The following is a 16,783-nucleotide window of genomic DNA, read 5'->3' on the forward strand; positions in this document are numbered from 1 at the left end:
GACTGAACTGATGCGGTGGATGCCCCCACCCGCCGGCATCGGATAGCATGACGGTTGTATATTCGCTTAGTGGAGGGCACATCGATGACATCAAAGATCAGTATTTTGGCGATCGACTTGGCAAAAGGCAGTTTTCAGGTCTGTGCAGTTGGGCTTGATGGGATGGTTGTTTTCAACCGCGCTATGTCGAGAACGCGTTTGGCAACGCTGTTGGCTGACCACCCTGCCTGCACTGTGGCAATGGAGGCTTGTGCCACCTCGCATCACTGGGGAGGTTTGCGCAAAGCCACGGCCATAAGGTTCGGCTTGTACCAGCTGCTTACGTGAAGCCGTTCGTAAAACGCCAGAAGAATGACCGCGCGGATGCAGAAGCCATTGCGGAGGCGGCCTTGCGACCAACCATGCGGTTTGTGGCAGTAAAGAGCGCGGCAACCCAAGGTCGTGCTGTCGCATTCCGAACGCATCAATGTATGGTTCGACAGCGGACGCAGCTGATCAACGCCCTGCGCGGCCATTTGGCTGAATTTGGGTTGGTCGCACCCAAAGGCCCCGCAAGTCTCAAGCTGCTTGAGAACGCCCTTGCTGACGAGAACACAGACCTGCCCGAGCCGGTCCGACACATGGGGTCGATCTATGTTGAGCAGATTGCGCATCTCACCGAAGTCGTTGACCGGCTTTCCGATGAGTTGGAAACCTCATCGAAGACAGATGAACAATTGCGCAGGCTTTGCACTATCCCCGGTATCGGCCCTGTCACCGCCGGCGCTGTCGCGGCATTCGCCCCTGATCTTGATACATTTGACAGCGGCCGCAACTTCGCCGCTTGGCTGGGCGTGCGGTCCGTCACTCGGACGGATCGCGTTTCGGCCCGCACTGCCGCGACAAAGGTCAACGGGCGGAAAAGCCAGACTGGGATCGGTCAGCAAAATGGGGCAAACCGACATCCGTAGATTGCTGATCGTTGGTGCCATGAGCGTAATCCGCTGGGTAGTTCGCAGAGGCGGCAGTGCAAACCGCTGGTTGGCCGCACTGGTGGCACGCAAACCAAAGATGGTCGCCGCCGTTGCCTTGGCGAACAAGATGGCGCGGATGATCTGGGCACTTTCGACAAAGAAGGAGAATTATCGAATGGCGTGACCTAACCCCGAAAAGGAGAAAGGCACGGCATGGCCGCAAGGCCAGGGTGAGCGATCGACGAGGAGTATGCGATACGGACTTCGAAGTTCAAGGCAGGGAAATTCAGACCCGGGGCTCGAGCGCTTGCAGCTCTCTGAACCGATGTGAACCCAGCCTTCCGAACAGCATACCGGCCCGTGGCGTCATAGAGGGCCACACTCAGAGGCCTGACACACGTCCGATCGAAGACCCCGCAGAAAATCAAAGATAGTGCTTGCCAAACAGGGGGCATCCACACACGTCATGGTATCAGATGCCGGCGGGTGGGGGCATCCACCGCATCAGTTCACCTGGCCAGCGCCGAAGTCGTCCCGCTCACCCTGCGCGAACCATGCCCTTGGCTCGCGGCGGCCCGATGCGGATCGTCGAGATCTTCCGGCGGGGCGCGATGACACAGTCACGCGCACCACCACGGGAGCAGGTCACTCCGGGCGTCTCTGCCAGTTGGAAACGAGGGCGTTCCATCCCTTGCAAGCCAAGATTGCACCAACGTCAAGCGGCAAGAACTCTCCGGCTGCGTCAACATCACACCGTCGCTGTTCCTCTGATAGGGAAACGGTGCCACCTTCACCACTCTTTACCCATAGACAGAGCCCGGTCCGCGCAGCTGCTTTCCTTAGGCAGTCTTTTGCATACGGGGAATGGCGAAAGGTATCGCCATTTGTCTCAAACCCTTTTTCAGCATTTGAAAGGTTCCGACAAAACGATGTCCCGCTCTGTGTTTCATGTCGGTATAAAGGCGGGAAAGTTTGCTAAAGAAGCCTGACTGGGTATTGAGACCCATCAAATAAGCCGAGGTTTGCCATGCGTGTCGATGTATTCAGCACCAAGCCCCACGACCGGTCCCTGCTGAGCCTCGCCGCCGAGGGGCAGGCGCTGGAGTTGAACTTTCACGAAGCGCGCCTGAACAAGGACACCGCCCGGCTGGCGGAAAGCGCAGAGGTGGTCTGTGCCTTCGTCAATGACGATTTGGGCGCCGAGGTGATCGCCGAGCTTGCCGCTTTGGGCGTGCGGATGATCGCGCTGCGCTCGGCCGGATTCAACCATGTCGATCTGATCGCCGCGCAGGCTGCCGGGATTGCTGTGGCCCGTGTGCCCGCCTATTCCCCACATGCAGTCGCCGAACATACGGTCGCCCTGATCCTTGCGCTGAACCGCAAGACGCATCGCGCCTACAATCGGGTGCGCGAAGGAAACTTTGCGCTGGATGGGCTGATGGGCTTTGACATGCATGGCAAGGTGGCGGGCATTGTCGGCACCGGGCTGATCGGCACGGTTCTGGCGCGCATCCTGCGTGGCTTTGGCTGCGAAGTGCTGGCCTGCGATCCCCAGCCCAGTGCCGAATGCGAGGCCTTGGGTGTGGCCTACGTTCCGATGGACCAGCTTCTGAAACGCTCTGACATCATCACGCTGCAATGCCCACTCACCCCTGCAACGCATCATCTGATCAATGACGCGGCCATCGCCGCCATGAAGCCGGGGGTCATGCTGATCAACACCTCGCGCGGCGCGGTGATTGACACCCGCGCCGCGATCCGGGGGCTGAAATCGGAGCAGATCGGGGCGCTTGGGCTGGATGTGTATGAAGAGGAAGGCGATCTGTTCTTTGAAGATCTCTCGGACAGTTTCATCCCGGATGATGTCTTTGCGCGGCTGCTGACCTTTCCCAATGTGCTGATCACGGGTCATCAAGGCTTTTTCACGCGCGAGGCGCTGGAGGCGATCGCCGAAATTACCGTCGCCAATATCACAGTCTTTCGGCAAAGTGGGGTGCCGCTTCATCCAGTTTCCCGGCCGGATTGAGATGCCAACCGCGCTGGCGGCCCTGCCGATCGTTGTTGTGGTCCTGACGATGGCCCTTCTGCACTGGCGCGCGGCGCTGGCCGGTGCGGTCGGGCTTTGCGTGGCACTGGCGGTGATCCTGGGGGGCAACGGTTTATCTGGTGGTGCCGTGATGGTTGCCGGGGTCGCCGCAGAGGCCGCAAGCAGCACGCTTACCATTTTGTGGATCATCTTGCCTGCTCTGGTGATATACGAGGTTCAATCGCAGTCCGGCGCTTTAGAGCGGATACGCCTTGCCCTCACGCGGCTCAGCGATGACCGCGCGGTTCAGGCCCTGCTGATTGCGTGGTTCTTCGGGCTGTTTATGGAGGGGGCCGCAGGGTTCGGGGCGCCTGTGGCGTTGGCTGCTCCGCTCTTGGTCGGCCTCGGCTTCACGCCGGTCAGGGCCGTGACGCTAGCGCTTTTGGGGCATGCGGCAGGTGTGTCGTTCGGGGCAGTCGGCACGCCCGCACTGGCACAGATTGGCCTGCTCGGCCTGCCCGGATCACAGTTGGCAGCGCTGACCATGATGGTGCATGCACTGCCTCTTTGCGTGCTGTCGCTTTGGGTGATGCGTTTGGCAACTGATGTGCCACTGACACGCAGGCATGTGGGGATCGCACTCCTTGCGGCCCTGTGTTTCCTGTTGCCCGCACTGCTGCTGGCCGGGCTGGCCGGGCCGGAATTGCCCACGCTGGGGGGCGCCCTCGCCGGCGGGGCGATCTTTGCCGTGGTCATGCGGTCTCTACACCTGAAGCGGATCGATGAGGGGAAGTGGAGGTTAAGCGATCTGGCCCCGTATCTGCTGATTGTCGCGCTGGTCCTGCTGACACGGCTGCTTCCGCCTGTGCAGGTCGCGTTGTCCAGCCTGTGGTTGGGGTGGGAGTGGTTGGGCTATTCCGGCGGTTTCGCACCCTTTTATCACCCCGGCACTATGCTGGCGGCGGGTTTGGTAGCCGGGGCGTTGTTGACCGGTCGCGGGGCATTGTTGGGGCCAGCCCTTGGCGCAGCCCTGCGCAGGCTTGCCCCTGTCGCATTGGCGCTTCTGGTGATGCTCGCCCTGGCGCGGTTGATGGTGCATGGCGGCCTGATTGCCCAGCTTGCCGGGGCGGCGTCACAGGCCGGGGCGCTGTGGCCGCTGCTTTCGCCGTTCATCGGCATGCTTGGAACTTTTGTCAGTGGTTCGGCCACAGCTTCTAACATCCTGTTTACGGACTTTCAGGCAGCGACGGCGCGCGCCCTCGACCTGCCGGTGGTGCTGATGGCAGCGGCACAAGGCGTCGGGGCAGCCATTGGGAATGCGATCGCGCCGCACAACATCATTGCGGGCGCGGCAACAGTCGGCCTTTCGGGGCGGGACGGAGAGGTGCTTGCCCGCACCCTGATCCCGGTTCTGACCTACACCACATTTGTAGGGATCATAGTCTTCATCGCCTCACGGCAGTTTTGACATTGCTTGGCTTCAACATGACGCAAATGCTTGCAACGCCACAAAAGACGTCAAGGCTTTGACCAGCCAAACGTTTCCACCTGATATACTTTTCGATGTTTGGACAGATTTCCGGCTGGTTCAAGCTACTGCCTGCTCCTGCTGGTCGGCTTCTATACTGTTTAAGCAGACACCGGCACGCGCTTGGGATCCGGTAGATAGACGCACGCATTCTTCAAGGATTACCAAGCAAGGCGCCTACAGATCTAGGGGCTGTTCATAACCATGAGCTTGCGGTCCCGTCCACATACTCAGGCATCCCGGCGCCCGAGGACGATATTCAAGCGGTGTTTACCGTCTTGCAACGCAATTATCAGTCCATTTTCCGCCACAGTCAGTTCTGTGCCGTTCAAGTCTGCAGATCGGATTCCGGCCCCACAGCCGTCAGGATTGTGGATTGACACGGCATAGTGCGCCGCGTCCAGAGTGATGTTCACGGTAAGCTCGGGCCAGAATTTCGGAAGGGACGGATTCAAGCAAAGGGTTCCGCCGTTGCGGGTAAGACCGACGATCCCCTCGATGCCGGCGCGATACATCCAGCCGGCCGACCCCGTATACCAGGTCCAGCCACCGCGACCGGTGTGGGGTGGCGTGGAATAAACATCGGCCGCAACGACGTAGGGTTCAACCTTATAGCGGTCTGCATCGGGGCGGGTCAGAGCATGGTTGATCGGGTTCAGCATCGCGAACAGCTCGTGCGCGGCATCCCCGTCGCCAAGCTTTGCGTGCGCAAGGATCGCCCACATCGCGGCGTGGCTGTATTGGCCGCCGTTCTCGCGCAGGCCGGGTGGGTAGCCTTTGATGTAACCGGGGTCCAACGGAGTACGGTCGAAAGGCGGCGCAAAAAGCAGCGCAAGACCGGGATCGGGACGGATGAGGTGTGTCGTCATCGAGGCCATCGCGGTACGCGCACGGACTGGGTCGGCGGCCCCGGACAGGACAGCCCATGATTGTGCGATGCTGTCGATGCGGCATTCGTCTGAGCTTGCCGAACCGAGCAAGGTGCCATCGTCGAAGGTGCCGCGCCGGTACCACTCCCCATCCCAGCCGTCTTTCTCGATAGCGTCCAGAACCGATCTTGCGTGGGTGCGCCAGCGCTTGGCACGGCCCGGGTCGCGGGCATCGGCCAGCGGGGCCATCAGGTCGATTGTCGCGATCAAAAGCCAGCCAAGCCAGACACTCGTGCCCTTGCCGCCTTCGCCCACGCGGTTCATCCCGTCGTTCCAGTCGCCGGTGCCGATCAGGGGCATTCCATTCTGGCCCGTCAGCGCGATGGCCTGGTCCAGCCCCCGGGCGCAGTGTTCAAATAGGCTTGCGGTGTCTTCGGACACCTGAGGTTGGAAGAAGTCATCATGCGCCCCTGGTGGTACCTGCGGGCCCTGCAGGAACGGCACTTCTTCGTTCAGGATCGACGTGTCACCCGATACAGCAATGTAGCGCGTGACGCCGTAGCCAAGCCACACGCGGTCGTCCGAGATGCGGGTACGTACGCCCTGACCGGAATGTGGCAACCACCAGTGCTGCACGTCTCCCTCGGGGAATTGGCGGGCGGCAGCGCGCAAAAGGTGCGCGCGCGTCATCTCGGGACGCGCGAAAGTCAGCGCCATGCCATCCTGCAACTGGTCGCGAAAACCATAGGCTCCACTGGCCTGATAGAACCCAGCCCGCGCCCAGATACGGCAGGCAAGTGTCTGGTACATGAGCCAGCCGTTCAGCAGGATGTCCATCGCCCGGTCAGGGGAGCGGATCTGAACGCTACCGAGAAGCCCGCTCCAATGGTCTTTTACCGCAGACAGAAGGTCATCAGAATCGACCAAGCGCAATCGTTGGATCAGGGCACTGGCGGTCGTGTCGCTGTCTGTCTGACCGATCAGGAAGGTAAGTGACACCGTTTCACCGGGGCGGAGGGTGACCCGGCGCTGCAAGGCGGCGCAGGGGTCGAGCGCCGGGCCGGTCTTGCCTGAAAGAGGTGCGTTGTGGATGCCAGCCGGAGCGGCATGCGAACCACCAGTCCCGATGAACTCGGCCCGGTCGGCGGTCAGGCTGGACACGCCTGCCCCGAAATCGGCAAAAGCGACGCGACCCGGAAAGGCGGTGCTGAATGTGTTCTGCGCCAGAATCGCCCCGGTCGCAGGATCAATGCGCGTGAGGATATAGGGCGCGCTTGCCCCCCGCGACGTGCCCAGCACCCATTCTGCGTAGGCCGTGACCGCAAGGGTGCGCGTCGTGGTGCCGTTGTTGCGCAGGTGAAGGCGGGTGATCTTGGCGGGCGCATCCAGCGGAACGAACTGGGTCATGTCGGCCGCGATGTCATGCGCATTGTGCTGGAAGCGGGAATAGCCAAAGCCGTGGCGTGCGATGTAAGTGTCAGGTCCGCGAATCGGCAGGGCTGTTGGTGTCCAGACCTGACCGCTCTCCAGATCATGCAGATAGATCGCTTCGCCGGACGGGTCGGTGACAGGGTCGTTCGACCACGGAGTGATCTGATTCTCGCGGCTGTTTTCCGACCAGACGTGGCCATTCCCTTCTGCTGAGACCTGAAACCCGAAGCTTGGGTTGGCGACAACGTTGATCCAGGGGGCCGGAGTGGTGCGCCCGCCCTGAAGGATGGTCACATATTCGCGCCCGTCCAGACCGAAGCCGCCGATGCCGTTGAAGAATTCAAGTTGCGGCAATTCGGGCGGTGGCGATGACGGACTTGGCGCAGTCAGGCTGGCAGCCATCGGCACCGGCACCGGCACCGGAAGGGGTGAAAGGCGCGACAATTGGCTGGCAAGATCACCCCGGCTTGCAACAAGGACCGCGCGCGCCACCGAAACAAGGTGCTCTCTTGCGCCGGGATTGAGAAGGTCGGCGCGCAACGCGTGGATCGTGCCGTTGACCGGGGCGTGGATGCCAATGGCCCGCGGGCGGGAGCGCGCGGCACGCACGGCGCTGTCGATGGCGATCTGCAGATCCTGCACATACGATGAGGTCCGGTCGTTGAGCACGACAAGATCCACTGCATGCTGGTGCATCTGCCAGTACTCATGGGCGCTGATTGCCTGATGTAGGACGGAAATGTCTGCGGAATCGTCAATCCGCAACAACACGATCGGCAGGTCCCCCGATATGCTCAACGCCCAGAGCGCGGACTGCGGCGCCGCGCCCGCAATAATCTGGGCAGGCGAAGCGCGCAGCCGGGCGTCGTTGCGGATGAGCATGCCGCCCAAAGTCTGGAAGTCGGCCGCGTCGGCGTGGGTGATGCCAAGGTGACGCAACTGGACCTGCGCTTGTGTCCAGGCGAGGGTGGCTGCGCGCGCGAAAGCCGAGGGGTCGCGGTGTCGATCCACCAGGTCGAGAAGCGCATCCGGCGTATCGGCAACCATTGTCCAGAAGGTCACGCGGGTGGTGCCGCCAGCCGGAATACTGATCCGGCGACGGATAGAGAAGATCGGGTCCAGAACTGTCCCGGTTGTCCCGGACAGGGGCTGGTCCATCATCGCCGCCGAGGCAATGTCGTGCCCGCGCCCGATGAATTTCGCGCGGTCCGTCTCGATCTGGATCGGGGCGGTGTCTTCGCCCTCTACCACCGCGATATGCGCAGCCCAGACCTCAGGGTCAGAGGGTGAACGCCGGCGGCGGGTGGCGATGACCACACCCAGTTCGGGCAGGAAGTCCGTCACCACGAACATCTTGGAGAAAGCCGGATGTGCCTGATCAGCCGCTGGCGGAGCGAGCACCAGTTCTGCGTAGGATGTCACATCGATTTCCCGGGCGCGCCGCCCGCTGTTGGTCAGGGTGACGCGCCGGGCCTCGGCATCGTCTTCGGCTGAGACAACAACTTCGGTCAGGGTCGTCAGCTGCGGCATATGGTGGGTGAAGGCCGCGTGGTGTTCGCAAAATACGGCACGGTGACTGTCGGTCTTGGCCCGTGTTGGCTGGACGCCAGCCGACCAGACTTCGCCTGAAGCCGTGTCGCGCAGGAACAGGAAAGACCCATGCGCTGCCTGAGCCGCCTCGGGCCGCCAGCGGGTAATCGCCATGTCGCGCCAGCGGCTGAACCCTTCGCCGGTTGCGGTCAGCATCACGCCATAGTTGCCGTTGGACAGAAGATGAGCCGTTGGCGCATCCGTGGCCGGGCTTTCATAGGCCCGGACAGCCGGTGTGTCGTGATTTTCAACAGGGGCGACCAGCACCTCGGTCGCTCGCGGTGGCGCACTGGCGACATCACGGGGAACCCGCTCTTGCAGCAGTAGTTCAGCGCCCTGAATCATCGGTTCGGCATGGAACCTGTCCCGCAGGCGACCATTCTGAAGGATGTTGGCAATGGCGGTGATCGTCATGCCCTGATGATGCGCCATGAAGCTGCGGACGATGGACCGCGTTTCACCGGACTGCAGGCGCGAGGGTGTGAAGTCTACCGCCTCGTAAAAGCCGTAGCGCCCCTCGGCGCCAATGTCTGCAAGAACGGCATAGTTTTGCGCCGCCGCGACCGGGTCGATCATCGCAGCCAGCGCTGTTGCATAGGGCGCGATTACACGGTTCTCGCTGAGACCGCGTTTCAGACCCAGACCCGGCACCCCGAAGTTGGAGTATTGATAGGTCATCTCAAGGTCGCGGGCGTTGTAGGAAGATTCGGATATTCCCCAAGGGATGCTTAACCCTGCCGCGTAACTGCGCTGACGGGCGACGACCAGCCGTGTGGTCTGTTCCAGCACAGATCCTGCCGGAGCGCGCATCACAAGCGATGGCATCAGGTATTCGAACATGCTGCCCGACCAAGAGATCAGCGCAGCAGCCGATCCGATCGGCGTTGTCGGGCGGCCCAGGTGGAACCAGTGCCGGGTGGCCACATCGCCTTTGGCAATGGCAAAAAGGCTCGCCAGCCGCGCTTCAGAGGCAAGTAGGTCGTAACAGTTGGTATCCAGCCGGTTGGTCGCCACGGAAAAGCCGATGGAGAGCAGCTTTCGGTCCGGGTCGAGAAGGAAAGTGAAGTCCATCTCTAGTGCAAGGCTGCGGCAAAGCGACTCGACATCCCGCAGAAGCTGGGTATCGCCGGACCCGGTCTGATCTGACAGGTGATCGGCAAGTGTGGATTGCATCGCGAGCGTCCAGAACTTCGCCTCGGAAGGCGTGTCGCCGCTCAGGCGCACGGCGTTGCCCATCTGCGCTGTCAGCGTTGCGAGGGGCGTCGCCGGATCTGCCGCCGCCGCAGCGATCGCCGTAAGCGTGCGGATGAGGTCCAATTGGTCGGCATCCCGCCCAAGCGAGCGGCGGACAAGAATTGCACAATCGCCCATCGCCTGACGTACGGCCCCGTCTTCGCGCACGGGCTGCGCGGCCCAGGCGCGACAGGACTGCGCCACCGCGATCAGATGCCCCGCAAGATTTCCACTATCAACCGAGGACACATAGGCCGGATCCAATACGCGCAGGTCTCGGGTGTCGTGCCAATTGTAGAGATGGCCGCGAAAGCGTGGCATGCGCTGCATGGTCTGAAGCGTGTCGAGCATCCGCTGCAAGGCCGTCTGTTGGCCGATCCAGCCCATATCATGCGCTGCGACTGTAGAGAGGAGATAAAGCCCGATGTTGGTGGGCGACGTCCGGGTTGCGATGGCGGGTCGCGGGGTTTCCTGAAAGTTGTCGGGAGGCAGAAAGTTTTCCTCCGGTGTGACGAAGGTCTCAAAATACCGCCAGGTTCGCCGGGCAATCAGCCGCAACTCTTGCGCCTGCACCTTGGACAGAGACGCTATGGGCAACGGCAGCCGCGGCAGGCTGATCACTCGGGCAAGGGCTGGCGCAGCGGCCCAGATCAGGCCGAACATTAGCGGCAGCGGCCAGACTTCCGGGTTCAGGACCCATGCCAAGACGCATGCGCCCACACCCAGCACCAGACCAGGCAGCATGGACAGATACTGTTGCATCAGGGTGGGACGCGCATGGCTGTTGGCCTTGGCTGCGGTCATCCATTCCAAAAGGTACCGGCGTGACACCAGAAGCCGCCATGCCGTCCGCAACACCGCGTCCATCATTGTCGCAGCGGTGTTGGCAAGCAATGCCAAGCTGACTGCGATCTGGCCGACAGCGGTCAGGGCATCCGCCCGCAGTGCTGCGAAATGACTACTCAGGGTGATGCCGCTGCGGGCTGGAAAGAAGTCGAAGGGCAATGACAAAAGACGCGGGAGCGCAAGCATCGACACGGTCAGCGCCGTCCACAGTGCGGCCAAGGGCAGCGGCAGCATCCAACCGGCCACAAGCGATAGCAGCGCCAGCGGTGCAAGCATCGACCGCCGCAGGTTATCGATCATTTTCCAGCGACTTATTGCCGGAACGCCGCCCCGGTCGTGGCGATGGCGGCCGAAAATCCATGGCAGAAGTTGCCAATCGCCCCGTGCCCATCGATGCTGGCGGCGGATGTCGACATCGTAGCGCGCCGGATAATCCTCAACCACTTCGATATCCGAGACGAGTGCGGCCCGCGCAAAGGTTCCCTCGAACAAATCATGGCTCAGAAGCGTATTCTCGGGCACCCGACCGTCCAGCGCCGCGTCAAACGCGTCCACGTCATAGATGCCCTTGCCGGTGAACGTGCCCTCGCCGAACAGGTCCTGATAGACATCCGACGTCGCCGCTGCATATGGCTCAATCCCACCGGGGCTGGAGAAAAGCTGCTGATAGATTGATCCGTCCGGCCCGGTGGGCAAAGACGGGCTCACTCTGGGTTGCAATATGCCATAACCGCCTGTGACAGCGTGCTGTGTGGCGTCAAACCGAGCGCGGTTCATCGGATGCGCAATCTTGCCCACCAACTGTGCGACGGTCCCGCGCAATAGCCGGGTATCGGCGTCCAGTGTGATGACATAGCGGACATCGCCGGGCAGCGGACTGCTGACCACCGAGTAGCTGGTATCGGTCGCACCGCGCAGCAGGCGGTTCAACTCGGTCAGCTTTCCGCGCTTGCGTTCCCATCCCATCCAGACGCCCTCGGACGGATTCCACAGACGACGGCGGTGCAGGAAGAAGAAGCGGTCGCTGCCCTCGCTTGGGTAGCGCGCATTGAGGTGCGCAATTGCATCGGACGCGGCAGTGACAAGCGCGGTATCTTCAGAAGCCACCTCTGTGACAGAGTCCGGCGCATCCGAGAGCAAGGCATAATGCACGGCCCCACCGGCACTAGACAAATGATGAACCTCAAGCCGCTCAATCTGCTCCGCGATATCGTCGGTATTGCGCAGCAAGACCGGGACGGCGACCAGAGTGCGCAGATGCAGCGGAATGCCTGTCGACAGATCGAACCCCGGAAGGGGTCTGGGCGACACCGTACGGGTGATGAGTGTATTGACGATTGCCGTCGCCAAATCCACAGCAAGCCAGAACCCGACCATCGCCAGCGCCAGAACGCCGAGCGGGCCAACCCCCGCAGTCGCCATCTCCGCCAACGGTGGGATGAAGATCACCACAGCCACCAAAACGATGGCCCCCAGATAGCCGCCCAACCCCCATCTTCCAACCCGGCGAAACAGCGACAGTCGAGCGGGCGGACGGAACCTGATCGCGGTCTCAAGCTCTCGGCGACCCTCTCCGATCAGCCAGTATCCTGCATCCCGCCGATGCTCGTCTTCACCCTTCCCGGCAAGGGCAAGGGCAGTGTCGGCCACCTCGCCTTCAGTCAGCGGCGCATTATGTGCAAGAATTTCGATTTCGGTCCGATAGCGGTTGCGCGTGGCAAAATCCATCGCGGCATAGGTGGGATTGTCCCGTAACCGTGCATCGACCAGACTCACGTCCTCGAAAAAATCGGCCCAGTCCATCTCTGAAGCAAGACGGATCGACGTAACGATGTTGCGCATGGTCACGTTCGACGCGCCAAGCCGAGCCTGAGTGTTGGCAATCACCTCATCAACCGACGTACCCTGGCGGGTCAGACGATCTTCCAGCCAGCCCAAAAGGGGTGTCTGCAACGGATCAAGGCCCCGAAGCCGCTTGGCGATCTGGCCAGCGACAATTTCCGGCAGCGCTCTCGATTCATAAGGCGCTACGACCCTTTGCATGACGGATAGCGCGGTTTCTCCGTGCGTCTGCGACGCGCTCAACGCCGCATCGACCATCGCGTCCGCCTGAAGGCGCTTCGAGTGCCCCTCGACGATCTGTAGCGCAAGACGGCGCATATTCTCGATCAGGACAATACGGAGTGTAATGGCCACGGCCCAGAGTTCGCCGATCATCAGTGGCTGGACGTGCTGATACGCTTTGACATAGCGTGCCAGGATCGGCCCGGACATCAGGCTGTCGGTATGGGCGACATAGGCCCACGTCAGGCCAAACACCCTCGGGTAGCCCGCAAACGGCCCCTCGGCGAGCTTCGGTAGCTGACGATAATACCCCGGCGGAAGGTCGTCGTGGATCTGGCGAAGCTGCTGTTCAACCAAGTGGAAGTTGTCCAGAAGCCACTCAGCCGCCGGGGCAATCACCTGCCCGGACTGCACCGCTTGTGCACAGCTCCGGTAGGCCTGCAGAAGAATGTCGCCATTCTCCCTTACCCTGCGGCTAAGCGGCTGGACCCGCAGGGCCTTGCCCGTGGTTATCAGCTGGGCTGCCGCCAAGCTTTGCGCGTGATGCTCAAGACGCTCGGTACCGAAAAGGTCAGACCGGATCGGAGCGCTGTCATCCCAGACGTCGGGAACCGCCTTAAAGCGCACACCCATCGACGCCTGCATGAGGCGGAACTTCCCTTGCCAATCTGTCACTTAGCGGGTGTCTTGATCTCGGAATCCGTGACAGCAAAGACTTGGGTGTCTGCGATACCCGGCGTTGTGTCGTCACGGCGTTTGAGCGTGCGGACCGACCCTTCGCGGGCTGCAATACGGTCGTCGCCCCAGTCAGCACGAATGCGGCGGGTCATCACCGCCCATTTGCTTTCGATCTGATCCCATTTCATGGCTTCTATCCTTTCAGGTCATGGCAGTGCCCACGTCTTGACGTCGCTCGAGACTGAACGCCCCACGCTGTCATCAGGTTCCGTCTTCGAAGCGCCGTCTTTGTAAAGGCCAGCAGGTGAGAAATCCTGATCGGGCTTCACTCGTTTCGTGTCATTCCCACACTTTCGGCGATGCATTCTTGCAGGCCGAAAAATTCACGAATCCAATACTGTCTTGCTATAGTGAGAGTGTAGCACGACTCGTCGCTGCGGGGTAGGTGAATGCGATCCGGCATATTCGGCGACAGCATTTTCTTGCCGGGTCACATCTTGGCGCGCCAGTGACGCGGCAAGCAGCCCGTCGTGGTTGCCGCAATCATGGCGGGTTCCACTGAACCTGAACGCGACGACGGGAATGGCGCGACCAGAAATCGCGATGGCATCGGTCAGTTGAACCTCGCCGCCCTTTCCGCTTGGGGTATTGTCCAACACATCGAAAATCAGCGGATCAAGGATGTATCGGCCGACCGCCGCATAGGATGACGGCGCGGTTCCGGGCGCCGGTTTTTCGACCATTCCAGACACTGGCAGACACCTGTCCCTGGGCAATCCGCCCAGCCGAAAGATACCGTATTGCGACGTTTCCTCAGCCTTAACTTGCATCGCGGCGACCATGTGACCGGACGCGTACTGCGACGACATTTCGGAAAGACAGTTGGGGCCCATGACAATGTCATCGGGAAGCAGCACCGCAAAGGGACCGGGCAGTGTGACGTCCCTACAGCAAAGGACAGCATGCCCCAACCCGAGCGGGCGGTCCTGAAAAACGTACATAATTTGCGGGCCAGTCTTGATTTTCGGGCCGATCGTGATTTGCGGGCCAGTCTTTTGTGCAGCACTGGATGACTCGTCATGCCCTGCGGTTTGGAGATTTTTACTGGCCAGGTAGGCCTGAATCGCAACCTTTGCAGTGCTGATTACGACTACAATCCGCTCTGCACCCAGGCCGATGGCTTCCTCGATGGCGAAGTCCAGCACCACGCGGTCGTAGACCGGCAAAAGCTCTTTTGCCGTCACTTTGGTCGCAGGCAACAGGCGGGTACCAAGACCCGCGGCTGGAATGATGACAGTCCTGATAGATGTGTCCGACATGCCTGACTCCAGTGTTTGAATGTGTTCGCACTGACAAACACGACTGGTGCCCAGAAGGTTCCCTTGTGGGGCGCACTGTTGCACAAATCAGCTTATGGCCGAGCGTCCCCCTCCCCTGCATAACCCCCCCTCACAGCTTCTGTGACAGGTATGCCAAGCGCGGCGACGCGGACCAGGAACTGTCCGTCCTGACGATCAAAGTCCCTAGCGCTCAGGCGACGGCCCGGCAGTTTAACACAGTGCATCTTCGTTTCGACGCAGCTTCGGCAGTGATACGACACTGGATTCGCGAGATGAATCCCTGATGGAAACAGTGCAACAGTGGCCTGCCCCATGGTCACGACCCAAGTCTTTCGGCCCTGACCGTATACCCGATCGGTAGAGCAACAAGTGTGTTTACGCTTGTGCAATTACCGCGACGCAGCCTTGAGCAACCAGGCGGATGCCCCAACTGAATTTCAGAGTTGACGACCGATCCATCTCAGAATAGTAATCCACTTGGATGTTATTTGGATGATTTAATGCCAGCCCTACAAAAGACAACAGCCGAACCCCGCCCCAATGACAGTGAAAAGGTCACGATCAACCTTGGTCACATCGAGGCTGGGCAGATCGAGCTGCTGGTTCTGGAGGGGTTCTACGCCAACCGGTCGGACTTTATTCGAACGGCGATCCGCAACTTGATCGACAAGCATGCTGTCGCAGTCGAACAGGCAATGGCGCGGCGGCGCGTGGTGCTTGGCTTGCACCGCTTTACGAAGTCGGAACTTGAGGCTCTGCTATCAAGGGGCGAAGCGCTGGAAATCAGAGTGCTTGGCCTCGCAGTGATAGAGCCAGACGTCCCTGTCGATCTTGCCCGTGCCACCATTCTTTCGGTGTCGGTCTTGGGTGCGTTTCAGTGCAGTGCCGCTGTGAAGTCGGCGCTTTCAGATCGAATGTCCTGACCCCTTATTCTGGAAAGACCGCAATGAACCGCAAATTCCTGGCTGGCATGGCCGAGGCAACGGCGTTGACGCGCGCTGGTAAATTGACCGACGCGACTGAAGTACTGCAACGCATGCTGCAAGGCAGCACCGACGAACATCACGGGTCCGTGGAAGATGCTACGGCAGACGGCGATATCATCGACGGTGTCTTTACTGTTGCGGCCGACCCCCTCCGGGAGCCCGCCGGGAAAGGCACCGCACCCAAACCTGATCAAGGTGCAGCCACCCCAAAGCCGCGCAAACCGCTTGGTGCGACCTTGCGTGACATTTCGCGTGGCGGAATGCCGGATACGGGCCACCGAACAGCGCGACCGCTTGGGAAGGATGCTAATTTTACCCTGCATAGGCACAACAGTGCGGCAGGTTCGCGTGATTTCATGGTGTTCTTGCCCCACCCAATGCCGACGACTCCTTGCCCGGTTGTTGTGATGCTGCACGGTTGCACCCAATCGCCACAGGACTTTGCTGACGGCACCCAGATGAACGCGCTTGCCCATTCTGAGGGGGTAATCGTCGTATATCCGGCCCAGCCAGTCGGGGCGAATATGAACAAATGCTGGAACTGGTTCCGGCCAGAAGATCAGCAGCGCGAGACTGGCGAGTTGGCCATTGTTGCGGCAATCACCCGCGACGTGCTTTTGGCCCAAAATGCAGATCCGGCTCGGGTGTATGTGGCAGGTTTGTCGGCTGGCGGGGCGGCGGCGGTTTTGCTGGCCCAGGCTTACCCCGATCTGTTTGCGGCTGTTGGCGTTCATTCCGGCCTCGCAGCGGGTGCTGCAACGGATATGCCGCAAGCCTTTGCGGCCATGCGCAATGGCGCGTCAGGAACAGTGACGCAACACAAAATCCCGACAATTGTGTTCCACGGAACGGCCGATACCACGGTCCATATCGACAATGCCCATGCAGTGGTCGAACAGGCGCAACGCGGTCTGGGGGGCAAGCGCAGCACCACCAAATCCACTCCGGCCAACGGCAGGTCATATGATCGAACCATCCTGAAGTCAGCCGAAGGCACAACCCTGGGCGAAGTATGGCTGATCCATGGGGCGGGCCATGCCTGGGCGGGGGGTAGCACGGCAGGCAGCTTTACCGACCCCAAAGGTCCCGATGCCAGCGCTGAAATGCTGCGCTTTTTTGCGCAACATCGCCGCGACTGACCGACCGACATTCCGGCCAGAACGCCAGATTCAACAGCGCGAGGCCAGATTGGTGCGCTGAGGGGATGGAACCGTTCGGGAGGTCACGAGTTGAGTGCTT

General features: G+C 61.0%; 7 protein-coding genes and 2 pseudogenes. 5 read left to right on the top strand and 4 right to left on the bottom strand.

What is annotated here, in order from left to right; genetic code table 11:
• The first annotated feature begins 84 nt into the window (after positions 1-84).
• The 3 genes and pseudogenes from Q8K08_RS15945 to Q8K08_RS15955 all read left to right on the top strand — a co-directional run bounded on the left by Q8K08_RS15945 (position 85) and on the right by Q8K08_RS15955 (position 4,447).
• A pseudogene (locus tag Q8K08_RS15945) lies at positions 85-1,137 on the top strand (IS110 family transposase).
• Positions 1,138-1,980: 843 nt separating this feature from the next.
• Entirely contained in the window at positions 1,981-2,979 is a 999-nt protein-coding gene (locus Q8K08_RS15950; RefSeq protein ID WP_304800836.1) for a 2-hydroxyacid dehydrogenase, read from the top strand.
• Between the two features lies 1 nt (position 2,980).
• On the top strand, positions 2,981-4,447 hold the full coding sequence (locus Q8K08_RS15955; protein WP_305250717.1) for an L-lactate permease: 1,467 nt from the start codon (positions 2,981-2,983) through the stop codon (positions 4,445-4,447).
• Between the two features lie 290 nt (positions 4,448-4,737).
• Here Q8K08_RS15955 and Q8K08_RS15960 read toward each other — a convergent pair whose 3' ends face one another.
• From Q8K08_RS15960 to Q8K08_RS15975, 4 genes and pseudogenes are all read right to left on the bottom strand, one after another.
• On the bottom strand, positions 4,738-13,185 hold the full coding sequence (locus tag Q8K08_RS15960; RefSeq protein WP_305250718.1) for a GH36-type glycosyl hydrolase domain-containing protein: 8,448 nt from the start codon (positions 13,183-13,185) through the stop codon (positions 4,738-4,740).
• Between the two features lie 26 nt (positions 13,186-13,211).
• Positions 13,212-13,406: a hypothetical protein gene (locus Q8K08_RS15965; protein WP_304800829.1), complete on the bottom strand. Its 195-nt coding sequence runs from the start codon at positions 13,404-13,406 to the stop codon at positions 13,212-13,214.
• 195 nt (positions 13,407-13,601) lie between these two features.
• Positions 13,602-14,537: a UTP--glucose-1-phosphate uridylyltransferase gene (locus tag Q8K08_RS15970; RefSeq protein WP_304800826.1), complete on the bottom strand. Its 936-nt coding sequence runs from the start codon at positions 14,535-14,537 to the stop codon at positions 13,602-13,604.
• A gap of 92 nt (positions 14,538-14,629) precedes the next feature.
• Positions 14,630-14,812: pseudogene (locus tag Q8K08_RS15975) on the bottom strand (IS5/IS1182 family transposase); the annotation flags it as partial.
• Between the two features lie 246 nt (positions 14,813-15,058).
• On the opposite strand from Q8K08_RS15975, the gene Q8K08_RS15980 reads away from it, so the two are divergent.
• Positions 15,059-15,481: a CopG family transcriptional regulator gene (locus Q8K08_RS15980; protein WP_305250719.1), complete on the top strand. Its 423-nt coding sequence runs from the start codon at positions 15,059-15,061 to the stop codon at positions 15,479-15,481.
• 23 nt (positions 15,482-15,504) lie between these two features.
• Positions 15,505-16,683, top strand: a complete 1,179-nt coding sequence (locus Q8K08_RS15985) for a PHB depolymerase family esterase (RefSeq protein ID WP_304801619.1) — start codon at positions 15,505-15,507, stop codon at positions 16,681-16,683.
• The last annotated feature ends 100 nt before the right edge of the window (positions 16,684-16,783 follow it).

This window comes from Pseudotabrizicola sp. (genome assembly GCF_030684215.1).
Taxonomy (GTDB): Bacteria; Pseudomonadota; Alphaproteobacteria; order Rhodobacterales; family Rhodobacteraceae; genus Pseudotabrizicola.

Coding starts and splice junctions, on each gene's coding strand:
- Q8K08_RS15950 (WP_304800836.1), top strand. CDS start 1,981: ATGCGTGTCGATGTATTCAGCACCAAGCCCCACGACCGGTCCCTGCTG.
- Q8K08_RS15955 (WP_305250717.1), top strand. CDS start 2,981: ATGCCAACCGCGCTGGCGGCCCTGCCGATCGTTGTTGTGGTCCTGACG.
- Q8K08_RS15960 (WP_305250718.1), bottom strand. CDS start 13,185: ATGCAGGCGTCGATGGGTGTGCGCTTTAAGGCGGTTCCCGACGTCTGG.
- Q8K08_RS15965 (WP_304800829.1), bottom strand. CDS start 13,406: ATGAAATGGGATCAGATCGAAAGCAAATGGGCGGTGATGACCCGCCGC.
- Q8K08_RS15970 (WP_304800826.1), bottom strand. CDS start 14,537: ATGTCGGACACATCTATCAGGACTGTCATCATTCCAGCCGCGGGTCTT.
- Q8K08_RS15980 (WP_305250719.1), top strand. CDS start 15,059: ATGCCAGCCCTACAAAAGACAACAGCCGAACCCCGCCCCAATGACAGT.
- Q8K08_RS15985 (WP_304801619.1), top strand. CDS start 15,505: ATGAACCGCAAATTCCTGGCTGGCATGGCCGAGGCAACGGCGTTGACG.